The following is a 12,647-nucleotide window of genomic DNA, read 5'->3' on the forward strand; positions in this document are numbered from 1 at the left end:
ACGGAAGGCGTCAGTCGTGCATGTGGAGGGGCTTGCCGGCCAGGGCCAGGTGGGCCTCGCCGAGCGCCTCGTTCTGCGTCGGGTGGGCGTGGATGAGCTGGGCCACCTCGGACGGCAGCGCCTCCCAGTTGTAGATCAGCTGCGCCTCGCCGACCTGCTCGCCCATGCGGTCGCCCACCATGTGGACGCCCACCACGGCGCCGTCCTTGACCTGGACGAGCTTGATCTCGCCCGCGGTCTTCAGGATCCGGCTCTTGCCGTTGCCGCCGAGCGGGAACTTGATGGAGACGACCTTGTCCGCGCCGTAGACCTCCTTGGCCTTGGCCTCCGTGATGCCGACGGAGGCGACCTCCGGGTGGCAGTACGTCACCCGCGGAACACCGTCGTAGTCGATCGGAACGACCTTCAGACCGGCCAGGCGCTCCGCCACCAGGATGCCCTCGGCGAAGCCGACGTGCGCGAGCTGGAGGGTCGGGACAAGGTCACCGACGGCGGAGATGGTCGGGACGTTGGTGCGCATGTACTCGTCGACGAGCACGTAGCCGCGGTCCATCGCGACGCCCTGCTCCTCGTAGCCGAGGCCCTGGGAGACCGGGCCGCGGCCGACGGCGACGAGCAGCAGCTCGGCCTCGAACTCCTTGCCGTCCGCCAGCGTGACCTTCACACCGTCCTGGGTGTACTCGGCCTTCTGGAAGAACGTGCCCAGGTTGAACTTGATGCCGCGCTTGCGGAAGGCGCGCTCGAGAAGCTTGGAGGAGTTCTCGTCCTCGACCGGGACGAGGTGCTTCATGCCCTCGATGACCGTGACGTCGGCACCGAAGGACTTCCACGCCGAGGCGAACTCGACGCCGATGACACCGCCGCCCAGGATGATGGCGGACTTCGGCACGCGGTCCAGGACCAGGGCGTGGTCGGAGGAGATGATGCGGTTGCCGTCGATCTCCAGGCCCGGCAGGGACTTCGGCACGGAGCCGGTCGCCAGCAGGATGTGGCGGCCCTGGACGCGCTGGCCGTTGACGTCGACGGAGGTGGGGGAGGACAGGCGGCCCTCGCCCTCGATGTACGTCACCTTGCGGGAGGCGATCAGACCCTGCAGACCCTTGTACAGGCCCGAGATGACCTCGTCCTTGTACTTGTGGACGGCCGGGACGTCGATGCCCTCGAAGGCGGCCTTGACGCCGAACTGCTCGCTCTCGCGGGCCTGGTCGGCGACCTCGCCCGCGTGCAGCAGAGCCTTGGTGGGGATGCAACCCTTGTGCAGGCAGGTGCCGCCGACCTTGTCCTTCTCGATCAGGGCGACGTCCAGGCCCAGCTGAGCCCCGCGCAGGGCCGCGGCGTAACCACCGCTACCACCGCCGAGGATCACTAGGTCGAAAACGGTGCTGGCGTCGTTCGCCACGTCACGTCCTCCATGCATGTGCGCCGTGCGCCGGTCGGCGATGACCGGCAGGCGGCTGGTGTCCGGCCGCTTGATGCTTCGGCCCTTCGGTGGGGGCCCTGTCCTGCCGGGCTCCATCTTTGCACTTGTCGGACGGGATCGAGACGCCGGGCCGGTGTGTGAGACGTCCCACGTTCGGCGCCCGAAGGGGGCGGGGGGAGCCGCACCGCGGGCCCCCCACGCCCCACAAGCCGCCGGACGTCACACCGGACGAGCCTCTCGGACGGCCTCAGCCGAGGTCGCCCTCGGCCGTGAGCTCGGCCAGCCGGACCAGCGTGCGCACCGCCGAACCCGTGCCGCCCTTCGGGGTGTACCCGAACGGGCCGCCCTCGTTGAACGCCGGCCCGGCGATGTCCAGGTGCGCCCAGGCGATGCCCTCGCCCACGAACTCGCGCAGGAACAGGCCGGCCACCAGCCCGCCGCCCCAGCGCTCGCCCATGTTCGCGATGTCGGCCACCTGCGAGTCCATGCCCTTGCGCAGGTGCTCCGGCAGCGGCATCGGCCAGGCCGGCTCGCCGACCTCCTCGGCCGCCTCGTGCACCGCGGTGCGGAACGCGTCGTCGTTGGCCATGACCCCGAACGTCCGGGTGCCCAGCGCCAGCATCATCGCGCCGGTCAGCGTGGCGACGTCCACGATCGCGTCCGGGTTCTCCTGCGAGGCCGCCCACAGCGCGTCGGCGAGCACCAGCCGGCCCTCGGCGTCGGTGTTGAGCACCTCGACCGTCTTGCCGCTGTACATGCGCAGCACGTCGCCCGGGCGGACGGCGGACCCGGACGGCATGTTCTCGGCCAGCGCCAGCCAGCCGGTGACCTCGACCTCCAGGCCGAGCCGGGCGGCGGCGACGACCGCGGCGAACACGGCGGCGGCACCGCTCATGTCGCACTTCATCGTCTCGTTGTGCCCGGCCGGCTTCAGCGAGATGCCGCCCGAGTCGTAGGTGATGCCCTTGCCGACGAAGGCCAGGTGCTTGTCCGCCTTCGGGTGCTTGTACGACAGCTTGACCAGGCGCGGGGTGGCCGCCGAGCCGCCGCCGACGCCGAGGATGCCGCCGTAGCCGCCCTTGGCCAGCGCCTTGTCGTCGAGCACCTGCACCTTGATGCCGTGCTCCTTGGCCGCGGTCTGCGCGAGCGCGGCGAAGGCGGCGGGGGTGAGGTCGTTCGGCGGCATGTTGACCAGGTCGCGGGCGCGGTTCAGCTCCTCGGAGACCGCGACCGCGCGGGCCAGCGCGCCCTTGTGGGCGGCGTCGCGCGGCTTGCCGCCAAGCAGCGCGGCCTCGGCCAGCGGCGCCTTGCCGTTCTTGGCCCTGGCGTTCTTCGCGTCCTGGGCGCCGCCCTTGTAGACGTCGAAGGAGTAGGCGCCGAGCAGGACGCCCTCGCCGATGGCGCCGAGCGCGCCGGGGCCGTCGACGGGCAGCGCGAACGCGGCCTTCTTGGCCCCGGAGAGCGCGCGGGCGGCCACACCGGCGGCCTTGCGCAGCGCCTCGGCGTCGTAGCCGGCGTCGCCGTCCGCGGGCTCCGCGCCCAGGCCCACCGCCACCACGAGCGGGGCCTTGAAGCCGGCCGGCGCGGGCAGCTTCGTCAGCTCGCCCTCGGCACCCGAGGCGCCGAGGGTCTCCAGGACGCCGGCCAGCTTGCCGTCGTACGCCTTGTCCACGGCCTCGGCGCCCGGCGCGACGACGGGCCCCTGGGCGCCCTTGGCGACACCGATCACGATCGCGTCGGCCCGCAGGCCGGGCGCCGCGGCGGTGCTGAGAGTCAGAGCAGTCACGGTGGTGAGTTCTCGCTTCCGATGTGAAGTTGCAGTGGCCGAAATGGGGTGGGTCGACCGGGCCCGACAGCCGACCCTAGGTCCAGGCCTGGGGACAGGTGGCAACCGGGGCCTTCACCCTGCCGGCGAACACCCGGGACGAGACTACGCGCGTGGGTGCGGTCGATCATTCCTTCGGGTGTTCACCCGCGTGTGGCGTCGCGTCCGGCCGGGGCTCCCCGACGCACGCTAGCGGCCCAGCGACAGCACCACGAGCGCGGTCGTCGCCGCGGTCTCCGCGAGCGCGCCGAACACGTCGCCGGTGACCCCGCCGAACCGGCGCACACACCGCCGCAGCAGCAGCTCGGCGACGGCGAGTCCGGCGGCCGCCGCGAGGGCGGTGCGCACGCCGTCGTACCCGCCGAGGCAGGCGCCCGCCGCCCCGGCCGCCGCCGTCACCAGGGCCGCGGTGCCCAGCGCGGCGGGCCCCGGCACCACCCCGGCGACGGCCGCCCCGAGCCCCTCCGGGCGGGCGGCCGGCACCCCGGCCCGGGCGGCCAGGGTGAGCGCCAGCCGGGCCGTGACCGCCGAGACCACGGCCGCCAGGGCGCCCCGCGCCCAGGAGCCGCCGTAGAGCTGGGCCAGTACGGCCACCTGGGCCAGCAGCACCAGGACGAGGGTGAGTACTCCGAACGGCCCGATGTCCGACTGCTTCATGATGCGCAGCGCGTCCTCGGCGCCTTTGCCGCTGCCCAGCCCGTCGGCGGTGTCGGCCAGCCCGTCCAGGTGCAGCCCGCGGGTCAGCGCGGCGGGTACGGCGACCGAGGCGACGGCGGCGAGCGGCGCGCCGGCGCCGAGCAGGAGCAGCAGCAGGCCGAGCCCGGCCGCGCAGCCGCCGACGACCAGCCCGGCCACCGGCGCGCACAGCATCCCGCCGCGCGCCGCCACCCGGTCCCACCGGCGCACCCGCACGGGCAGCACGGTGAGCGTGCCGAAGGCGAACCGCAGCCCGTCGGAGGCGGAGGCCGCGGGGGAAGGGGGCGACGAGGCGGAGGACGTGACCACCGGCGCAGGGTACCGGGCGGTTCCGGGCCCCCGGCTTCCCGCCTGTCCGGCCCTCCCGCTTGTCCGGGCTTCCGGAGGGTCCGGGCTTCCGGTGGCGGGTCCGGGGCCGGTCTCAGGTGCGGACCGGCGGGGTGCCCGGGTGCCGGCCGGTCCAGCCGGGCGGGGGCCGGTGCGGGCGGGGGCGGGCCGGGGGGCGGTCCCGTAGTGCCGTCAGCAGGCACAGCAGGCCCACCGCGGTGAGCGCGGCCAGGTGCTCCTTGCCCGCCAGGTTCTCCTTCAGCAGCACCTCGGCGACCATCGCCAGGGTCACCGCGCCCGCCGTCGCGTAGGCGCCGTACCGCCAGCCCACGTACACCGCGAGTCCCACCACCGCCGCCGACGGGCCGGTGTCCACCACCTGGGCGTCGGTCCACGGCAGCCCGAACGGGGCGTGCGCGCCGAGGGTGACGCCGAGGCGCGCGTACAGGGTCCCGGCGAGCGTGGCGGCGTAGGCGATGGCCAGCGTCCGCCACCGCCCCAGGCACAGCTCCGCGATCCCGAACACCAGCAGGATCTGCGCCAGCGCCCCCCACACCGGCAGGTCCGGCGCGGGCACGAACAGCGACAGCGGGGTGCGCAGCAGGGCCGTCCCCAGCGGGTCGTCGGCCCGTACCGCACCCAGGTCCCGCACCAGCGCGTACCCCCACGGCTGGTGCTGCGCGTAGTGGAGGAACCCCGTCAGGCCCACCGCGGCCGCGGTCAGCGGCAGCGCGGCCGGCCCCCGCCGGCGCGCGGCGTCGCGCACGGCGGCGTACAGCGGGCCCCACTCGGCCCGGGCCCAGCGGGCGAGCGTTCTCCTCATGTGCTCCTCATCCCCGTACGGTCGTCGGTGCGTTCCGCAGCCGTCCCCGGCGCGGCCACCCGGGCGGCCCCGGCGCCTCCAGGAACCCCTCCGCGCGGGCGGAGGCGAGGCCGATGCGCGGCAGGTCCGCGGTCTTCTCGAAGAGCAGGAACCGCGGTTCCCAGCCGGGCCGGTACTTGGCGTTGGCGCGGTACAGCGACTCGATCTGCCACCAGCGGGAGAAGAAGCCGAGCAGCGACCGCCACAGCCTCAGCACCGGTCCGGCACCGAGGCGCGCGCCACGTTCGAAGACCGAGCGGAACATCGCGAAGTTGAGCGAGACCCGCGTGATCCCGATCTCGCGGGCGCGCCGCAGCAGCTCGATGACCATGAACTCCGTCAGCCCGTTGGCGTGGCCGTCGACGTCCCGTTCCCGCCGCATGAGGTCCAGCGACAGCCCGTGCGGGCCCCACGGCACGAAGGACAGCAGCGCCCGCAGCCGCCCCTCGGCGTCCACGCACTCCAGCATCACGCACCGGCCGTCGCGGGGGTCCCCGAGCCGCCCCAGCGCCATGCTGAAGCCGCGTTCGGTCGCGCCGTCCCGCCAGTGATCGGCGCGCTCCACGAGGTACGCCATCTCGGGCGCCGGGATGTCCTCGTGGCGCCGCACGCGCACCCGGTACCCGGCCCGCCGCACCCGGTTGTACGCCTGCCGGACGGTGCGCATGGCCCGCCCCTCCAGCGTGAACTCGGCGACCTCCACGACCGCCTCGTCGCCGAGTTCCAGCGCGTCCAGGCCGTGCCGGGCGTAGACCGTGCCGGCCTCCTCGCTCGCGCCCATCACCGCCGGGATCCACCCGTGCGATCGCGCCTCGGCCAGCCACGGCGCGATCGCCCCCGGCCAGGCCTCCGGGTCCCCGAGCGGATCACCGGACGCCAGGCTCACCCCGCCGACGACGCGGTAGGCGACGGCGGCCTTCCCGGTCGGGGACCACACCACGCTCTTCTCCCGGCGCAGCGCGAAGTAGCCGAGCGAGTCCCGGTCACCGTGCCGCTCCAGCAGTTCCCGCAGCCGCTTCTCGTCGTCCTCGGTGAGCGGGTCGACGGCGCGCCGGGAGCGGAAGGCGGCGTACAGCACGGCGAGGAGCAGGGCGGTGCTGAGCACGTTGACGGCCACGTTCGCCCAGTTGGGCGGGTCGAGTCCGGGGAAGCGGGACTCCTCGGCCGCCACCGACACCAGCCGCAGGGTGCCGTAGTACCAGCGCTCGGGGAACGTCGAGCGGGCCGCGTCCGGCGCCTGGTTGGTGACCGTCACCAGCAGTCCGGCCAGCAGGCTCGCGGCCAGGCCGCCACCGACGGCCACGGTCGCCGCGAGCCGGGGGTTGGCGCGGTCGCCCTTGGCGTAGAACTCCCGGCGGCCGATGAGCAGCGCGCCCACGAAGGCGGCCGTCAGTGCCAGGGAGACCCAGTTCTGGGCGTACCGGCGGATCTCCGGGAAGGTCATGGCGAACGCGAACAGGGCCAGGAAGAGCCCGCTCGTCACCAGGTTCAGGATCCACGCGGCCCGTTTGCGGCGGCGCATGGTGATGGCCAGGAAGGCGGTGAGGACACCGGAGGCGAAGCCGGCCGTGAGCAGGTACGGCGTGAAGAGGTCGTCCTGGTTGTGCCGGCGCACGTCCTGGCCGAGCGAGACCCACACCGCGCTGAGGAAGTTGACGAACGCGACGGTCCGCAGATACCAGACGGCGCACGCGGCGGCCCGCCGGGAGGCCCCGGCGGCCCACCGCGCCCTCAGCCGCCGCGGCACGGCAATGCGGGCATCTTTCATAAGCGAGGATCATAAGTGCGTAATTGCTGCAAATCGCACTTTTCCTCCGCCTTGTGCCATCAGTCCACGGACTGTTCCTTCTTCGCCGTCTCGTCCACCGGCTCCTCGGCGGTCTCCTCCGCCGGCTCCTTCTCGGGCAGCTCCGCGGCCAGCGCGGCGGCGGCCCGCACCAGCGGCAGCGCCAGCAGCGCGCCCACGCCCTCGCCGACCTTCACCCCGTGCTCCAGCAGCGGCTCCAGGGCCATCCGGTCCAGCGCCTTGGCCTGCCCCGGCTCCCCGCTCGCGTGCCCGGCCAGCCACCAGTCCGGCGCCCGGAAGGCGATCCGCTGGGCGACCAGCGCGCACGCGGTGGCCACGACCCCGTCGAGGATCACCGGCAGCCTGCGCACCGCGCACTGCAGCAGGAACCCGGTCATCGCCGCCAGATCCGCCCCGCCCACGGCCGCCAGCAACTGGAGCTGGTCGCCGAGCACCGGCCGGGCCCGCCGGAGCGCGTCCCGGATCGCCGCGCACTTGCGCATCCACGTCAGGTCGTCGATCGCGAGCCCGCCGCGCCCGGTCACCACGGACGCGTCCGTGCCGCACAGCGCGGCGATCAGCACCGCCGCCGGCGTGGTCCCGCCCACGCTCACATCGCCGAGCACCACTAGATCGGTGCCCGAGTCGGCCTCCTCGTCGGCGACCGCGACCCCGGCCCGCAGCGCGGCCTCCGCCTCCTCCAGGGTGAGCGCGTCCTCGATGTCGATACGGCCGCTGCCGCGCCGCACCCGGTGCCGCGCCACGTCCGGCGGGAAGGCGTCCGGCGGGCAGTCCAGCGCCATGTCCACGACCCGTACCGGCACCTCCAGCCGGCGGGCGAGCACCGAGACGGGGCTCGCGCCCTCCAGCACCGCCCGCACCAGCCGCTCCGCGCCGCCCGCCGGCCGCGCGGAGACGCCCAGCCCGGCGACGCCGTGGTCACCGGCGAAGAGCACCACCCGCGGCCGCTCGACCGGCCGCACCGGCACCTCGCCCCGCGCGGCGGCCAGCCACTCGCCCAGCTCGTCGAGGCGGCCCAGCGCCCCGGGCGGCACGATCTGGCGCTCCCGCCGGGTCTCGGCGTCACGGCGTACGCCCCCGTCCGGGCGCTCGATCAGATCGGTGAAGTCGTCCAGATTAAGGCTGCTCATTCGCCGAACAGTACCGCCCGGCCGCGCACCGCTCCGCGCCACATCGCCACCTCACCCCCACGGGGTCTTTGCACCTCGGATCGGCATCCCATACGTTCCGCTTTGCCGCGGAATGTCGCACAGGGAGCCGCCCATGCCGACCTCGCCCCTCACCCCGCAGTTCACCACCCCCCACGACCCCTTCCAGGAGCCGCGCCGCGAGGACTGCCCCTGGTGCGGCTCCCGGCGCCTGCGCACCCGGCTGCGCGCCCCCGACCCGCTGCGCCACCGGGCCGGCACGTTCACCGTCGACGCCTGCGGCGACTGCGGCCACGCCTTCCAGAACCCCCGGCTCAGCGCGGAGGGACTCGCCTTCTTCCACCGGGACTTCTACGAGCGGCAACTGGAGGAGTTCGCCGCCCGGGTGCTGTCCGCCCGCGCGGTCCGGCGCCGGCACCGGGCCACCGCCTGGCGCCTGTCGGCACTCGGCGAACCGGAGAGCTGGCTGGACGTCGGCACCGGGCACGCCCGCTTCCCCGAGGCGGCGAAGGAGTTCTTCCCGTACACGAGCTTCGACGGGCTCGACCCCACGGCGCGGGTCGAACAGGCGCTGCTGGAGGGCCGGGTGGAGGAGGCGCACCGCGGCTATCTGACGACGCCCGGGACGGCGGCCCGGCTGCGTGCCCGCTACGACGTGGTCACCATGTTCCACCACCTGGAGCACACTCCCGACCCGCGCGCCGAACTCCGCGCCGCGCTGGCCGTGCTGCGTCCCGGCGGCCATCTGGTCGTCGACGTCCCGGACCCGGCGTGCGTGTTCGCCGCGCTGCTGGGCCGGTGGTGGCTCCCCTACGGGCAGCCGCGCCATCTGCACCTGGTGCCGCGCGCCAACCTGTGCGCGGAGCTGGCCGGGCTGGGCTGCGCGATCCTCGTCGTGGACCGCGCGGCCCCGCACATCCCCTACGACCTGTCGGCGGCCGTCGCCCTGTCCCTGGCCCACGCCCACCCCTTGCTCCACCTGGCCGCCACGCCGGTGACGGCGCTGGCCTCGGCCCTGGATCACGGGGGCGCACCGCTGTTCCGGCGGACCCGGTTCTCCAACGCCTACCGGGTGGTGGTGCGGAAGGGGAGAGGGTAACCGCGGCGCGTCGCCGGCCGCGGGTGCGCCGTGGCCGCTCACCCCCGCAGCACCACCGCCTGGCCCGCCACCACCAGCACCACCTGTTCGCACTCGTTCGCGAACGCCGTGTTCACGCGGCCGAGTTCGTCGCGGTAGCGGCGGCCGGAGGGGGTCGCGGGGACGATGCCCGAGCCGACCTCGTTGGACACCGCGACCACGGTCCGCCGGGTGGCGCGCACCGCGTCGGTCAGCTCCCGTACGCGCTCCCGCAGCAGCTTCTCGCCCCCGCCCGCCCACTCCGCGTCGTCCCACGCCCCCACGGCGTCCATCGCGTCCGTCAGCCACAGCGACAGGCAGTCGATCAGCACCGGCGGCCCGTCCTCGGCCAGCAGCGGCACCAGGTCGGTCGTCTCCGCCGTACGCCACGACCCCGGCCGCCGCTCCCGGTGCGCGGCCACCCGTGCCGCCCACTCGGTGTCCCCGGCGCGCGTGCCGCCCGTCGCCACGTACAGCACGTCCGGGAACGTCTCCAGCCGCCGCTCCGCCTCCACCGACTTGCCCGAGCGGGCGCCGCCCAGCACCAGCGTCCGGCGCGGCACGTCCGGCACCTCCTCGTACGCCCCGACCACCAGCGTCGTACCGTCCGGCACCGCCCGCGCCCCGGCCGCCGCGAGCCGGCGCCGCAGCTCCGGGCCGGCCGGCACGTCGTGGTCCAGGTGGACGGCGACCACGTCCGTCGTGGGGCCCGCCGAGCCCACCGCCCGGAGCCGGGCGAGCGCGTCCGGGCGGCCCACGACGTCCGCGAGGACCATGTCGTAGGACTGCGCGGTGGCCTGTTCCAGTCCGGCCGGTGCCGCGCCCGGCGGCAGGTACAGCAGCCGCTGCCCCTCCGGCCCGGTCACCGCGTACCCGGTGCCGCCCGCGTCCATCGCCACCGCCCGCACCCGATGCCCCGTCAGCAGCGCCAGCTCCCGGCCGTCCGGGACCCGGCCGGGCTGCGGCAGCCCGGCCGGCACCTCCACCGCCGGGCCGTCGTGCGGATGCGACAGCAGCACCTGCCGTACCCCGCCCAGGGAATGCCCGGCGCGCGCCGCGGCGAACGCCGCGCCCGGCGTGAGGTCGAGCAGCAGCGCGTCGTCCACGAGCACCGCGGTCGCGGCCCGCGCGTCCGGCCCGAGCGCGGTGGCGCAGACGGCGCAGGAGCAGTCGGGGCGAGGCAGTCCCGCGGGGGCACCGGTACCGAGCAGAGTGATTTCCACGGACCGATTTTCGCCCCTCCCGGTGGGTCTTGCGCTTCCGGCTAGGCTGCCAGCAGGTGTTGGATCAAAGGAGGCCTGTATGACGGCATGGACGTGGCGGTTCGAGAAGGCCGACGGGACGGAGGTCGAGCCCGCCGTCCGGCCCGAGGAGTTCACCACGCAGGGCGATGCCGAGTCCTGGATCGGCGAGAACTGGAAGGCGCTGCTGGAGGGCGGGGCCGACCAGGTGCGGCTGTTCGAGGAGGGGACCGAGATCTACGGGCCGATGAGCCTGCACGCCGACGCCCAGGCCTGACGGACCGGCACGGGCGGTGGGGAGGGGCCCGCTCTCCTGGAAAGCCTCGCTCTCCCGGAGGGGCCCGCTCTCCTCACTGCTCGCCCAGTGTCACCTGCGCCGTGCGCTCGTCGCCGTCCCGCAGGAACGTCACCGTCGTCCGCCGGCCCGGCCGGGCCGTGGCCAGCGCCTCGGCGAGCGAGGTGACGGTGGTGATCCGCCGGCTGCCCAGCCTGGTGATGATGTCACCGGGCCCGAGCCCCGCCCGGTCGGCGGCGCCGCCCGCCCGGGCGCTGACCACCGCCACCCCGACCGGCTGGTAGCGGTCGTCGACGACGGTCCGCGCGGTGATGTCGAGGGCCGCCCGCCCGGAGTCGACGACCTTGCCCTCCTTGACGATCTGGTCGGCGACCGTCTTCACCATCGTCGCCGGGATGGCGAACCCGATGCCCGGCGCCGCGCCGCCGCCGAGGCTCTGGTCGACCGCCGCCAGCGTCGGGATGCCGATCACCCGCCCGTCCAGGTCGACCAGGGCGCCGCCGCTGTTGCCCGGGTTGATCGCGGCCGAGGTCTGCACCATGTTGGCGATGGTCGCGCCCGTGCCGCCGCCCGAGTCACCCTCGCTGACGGTCCGCCCGGTCGCCGAGACGATGCCCTGGGTCACGCTGGACGACAGCCCCAGCGGCGATCCCATGGCCAGCACGATCTGGCCCACCGCCACCTTCCCGGAGTCCCCGAACACCGCCGGCCGCAGCCCGTCCGGCACCTTCTCCAGCCGGATCACGGCGAGGTCCTGCTCGGGGTAGGAGTAGACCAGGCGCGCGGTGAGCGGCTCCTCGCTGTTGGCCGTGGTCACCTGGAACGTCGTCTCCGAGCCCACCACGTGCGCGTTGGTGACGATGTGCCCGTCGCCGTCGTACACCACCCCGGAGCCCAGGTCCCGGCTCGCCTGGATCTGCACGACCGAGGGCAGCGCCTCCTTGATGACGCGCAGGTACCGGCTCTGCAGATCGTCCGCGGCCATCGGCACGGCCGCCCCGGGGCTCGCCGGGACGTCCCGCCCGGCCGGGGCGGCGGCGGTGGTACAGCCGGTGGCGAGCGCCGCGCAGCACGCCAGCGCGGCGGCGAAGACGGCGGTACGGGGGGAACGCGCGCGGATACGGGAAGCGTCCATGTCCCGAGTGTCACCGCAGGGTGATCATCCGTCCCGCGCGCTTGCCCCGAACGGGCTCAGCCCCGTACCCCGCACAGATGCAGCAGCGCCGCCACCCCGCGGTAGGGGTCCGTGCGCCCGGCCCGCTCCTCGACCGCGAGCAGCGTCGGCAGGTCCTGGGGCAGCGCCGCGTTGTGCGCCGCCGTGTCCGTGAAGACCCGGACGCCGTACCAGGCCTGCAGGGGGGCGGCGATCCCGGCGAGCGTGGCGGTCAGCGCGGACAGCCGGTCGGCGCGCACGTCCAGGCCCAGCCGGTTGCGGTAGGTGGTGGTGTCGAAGGCGGCCAGGGCGCCCGCCCAGTCACCGCCGAGACCCGGCCGCATGGCGAGCGCGTCGCCGTTGCGGACCAGGAGGGAGAGCAGTCCGCCGGGGGCCAGCATCCGGGCCAGGCCCGCCACCAGCGGATCGGGGTCCTCCACGTACATCAGTACGGCGTGGCACAGCACCACGTCGAAGCCGCCGGGCAGGAAGTGCACCCCGGTGTCCCGGCCGTCGCCCTGCACCAGCCGCACCCGCTGCCGGATGCCCTCCGGCTCCCGGGCCAGGTTCGCGCGGGCGGCGGCGATCATCCTGGGGTCCCGTTCGACCCCGGTCACCTCGTGGCCCAGCCGGGCCAGCCGCAGCGCCTGCGCGCCCTGGCCCATCCCCACGTCGAGCACCCGCAGCCGCCGCCCGACCGGGAACCGCCCGGCTATCTGTTCGTCCAGCTGCCGGGTCACCAGCTCCTGGGACACG

11 protein-coding genes are annotated in these 12,647 nt (G+C 74.7%); 2 read left to right on the forward strand and 9 right to left on the reverse strand.

Annotation, left to right across the window (positions count from 1 at the left end):
• Positions 1-10: 10 nt before the first annotated feature.
• The 6 genes from lpdA to cobT form a co-directional block, all read right to left on the reverse strand.
• Complete coding sequence (lpdA, locus tag ACSURM_RS26360) at positions 11-1,399, reverse strand: dihydrolipoyl dehydrogenase (RefSeq protein WP_436958231.1); 1,389 nt, start codon at positions 1,397-1,399, stop codon at positions 11-13.
• Positions 1,400-1,667: 268 nt separating this feature from the next.
• Complete coding sequence (locus ACSURM_RS26365) at positions 1,668-3,206, reverse strand: leucyl aminopeptidase (protein ID WP_436958232.1); 1,539 nt, start codon at positions 3,204-3,206, stop codon at positions 1,668-1,670.
• A 228-nt stretch (positions 3,207-3,434) separates the two neighbouring features.
• Positions 3,435-4,250, reverse strand: a complete 816-nt coding sequence (locus ACSURM_RS26370) for an adenosylcobinamide-GDP ribazoletransferase (RefSeq protein WP_436958233.1) — start codon at positions 4,248-4,250, stop codon at positions 3,435-3,437.
• Positions 4,251-4,362: 112 nt separating this feature from the next.
• A complete protein-coding gene (locus tag ACSURM_RS26375; RefSeq protein WP_436958234.1) occupies positions 4,363-5,091 on the reverse strand; it encodes a hypothetical protein in 729 nt (242 codons plus the stop codon).
• A gap of 7 nt (positions 5,092-5,098) precedes the next feature.
• Positions 5,099-6,898: a phosphatidylglycerol lysyltransferase domain-containing protein gene (locus tag ACSURM_RS26380; RefSeq protein ID WP_436958235.1), complete on the reverse strand. Its 1,800-nt coding sequence runs from the start codon at positions 6,896-6,898 to the stop codon at positions 5,099-5,101.
• 59 nt (positions 6,899-6,957) lie between these two features.
• Entirely contained in the window at positions 6,958-8,067 is a 1,110-nt protein-coding gene (cobT, locus tag ACSURM_RS26385) for a nicotinate-nucleotide--dimethylbenzimidazole phosphoribosyltransferase (RefSeq protein ID WP_436958236.1), read from the reverse strand.
• Between the two features lie 133 nt (positions 8,068-8,200).
• Here cobT and ACSURM_RS26390 point away from each other — a divergent pair, with 133 nt between their 5' ends.
• Positions 8,201-9,184, forward strand: coding sequence for a class I SAM-dependent methyltransferase (locus ACSURM_RS26390; RefSeq protein WP_436958237.1), 984 nt, complete (start codon positions 8,201-8,203; stop codon positions 9,182-9,184).
• A 38-nt stretch (positions 9,185-9,222) separates the two neighbouring features.
• Here the strand turns inward: ACSURM_RS26390 and ACSURM_RS26395 are convergent, their stop codons facing one another.
• Positions 9,223-10,425, reverse strand: coding sequence for a bifunctional adenosylcobinamide kinase/adenosylcobinamide-phosphate guanylyltransferase (locus tag ACSURM_RS26395; protein WP_359042608.1), 1,203 nt, complete (start codon positions 10,423-10,425; stop codon positions 9,223-9,225).
• Positions 10,426-10,504: 79 nt separating this feature from the next.
• Between ACSURM_RS26395 and ACSURM_RS26400 the strand changes: the two genes are divergently transcribed.
• Positions 10,505-10,720: a hypothetical protein gene (locus ACSURM_RS26400; RefSeq protein WP_436958239.1), complete on the forward strand. Its 216-nt coding sequence runs from the start codon at positions 10,505-10,507 to the stop codon at positions 10,718-10,720.
• Positions 10,721-10,793: 73 nt separating this feature from the next.
• On the opposite strand, the gene ACSURM_RS26405 is transcribed toward ACSURM_RS26400, so the two are convergent.
• On the reverse strand, positions 10,794-11,873 hold the full coding sequence (locus ACSURM_RS26405) for a S1C family serine protease (RefSeq protein WP_436958240.1): 1,080 nt from the start codon (positions 11,871-11,873) through the stop codon (positions 10,794-10,796).
• 56 nt (positions 11,874-11,929) lie between these two features.
• Positions 11,930-12,631, reverse strand: coding sequence for a class I SAM-dependent methyltransferase (locus ACSURM_RS26410; RefSeq protein ID WP_289970452.1), 702 nt, complete (start codon positions 12,629-12,631; stop codon positions 11,930-11,932).
• Positions 12,632-12,647: the final 16 nt, after the last annotated feature.

The sequence above is a fragment of the Streptomyces sp. SudanB182_2057 genome, assembly GCF_964272715.1.
Taxonomy (GTDB): Bacteria; Actinomycetota; Actinomycetes; order Streptomycetales; family Streptomycetaceae; genus Streptomyces; species Streptomyces rubradiris.

Bases quoted from the DNA above. Each gene is read 5' to 3' on its own strand.
- ACSURM_RS26375 (WP_436958234.1), bottom strand. From the start codon at position 5,091: ATGAGGAGAACGCTCGCCCGCTGGGCCCGGGCCGAGTGGGGCCCGCTG.
- ACSURM_RS26390 (WP_436958237.1), top strand. From the start codon at position 8,201: ATGCCGACCTCGCCCCTCACCCCGCAGTTCACCACCCCCCACGACCCC.
- ACSURM_RS26380 (WP_436958235.1), bottom strand. From the start codon at position 6,898: ATGAAAGATGCCCGCATTGCCGTGCCGCGGCGGCTGAGGGCGCGGTGG.
- ACSURM_RS26400 (WP_436958239.1), top strand. From the start codon at position 10,505: ATGACGGCATGGACGTGGCGGTTCGAGAAGGCCGACGGGACGGAGGTC.
- cobT (WP_436958236.1), bottom strand. From the start codon at position 8,067: ATGAGCAGCCTTAATCTGGACGACTTCACCGATCTGATCGAGCGCCCG.
- ACSURM_RS26405 (WP_436958240.1), bottom strand. From the start codon at position 11,873: ATGGACGCTTCCCGTATCCGCGCGCGTTCCCCCCGTACCGCCGTCTTC.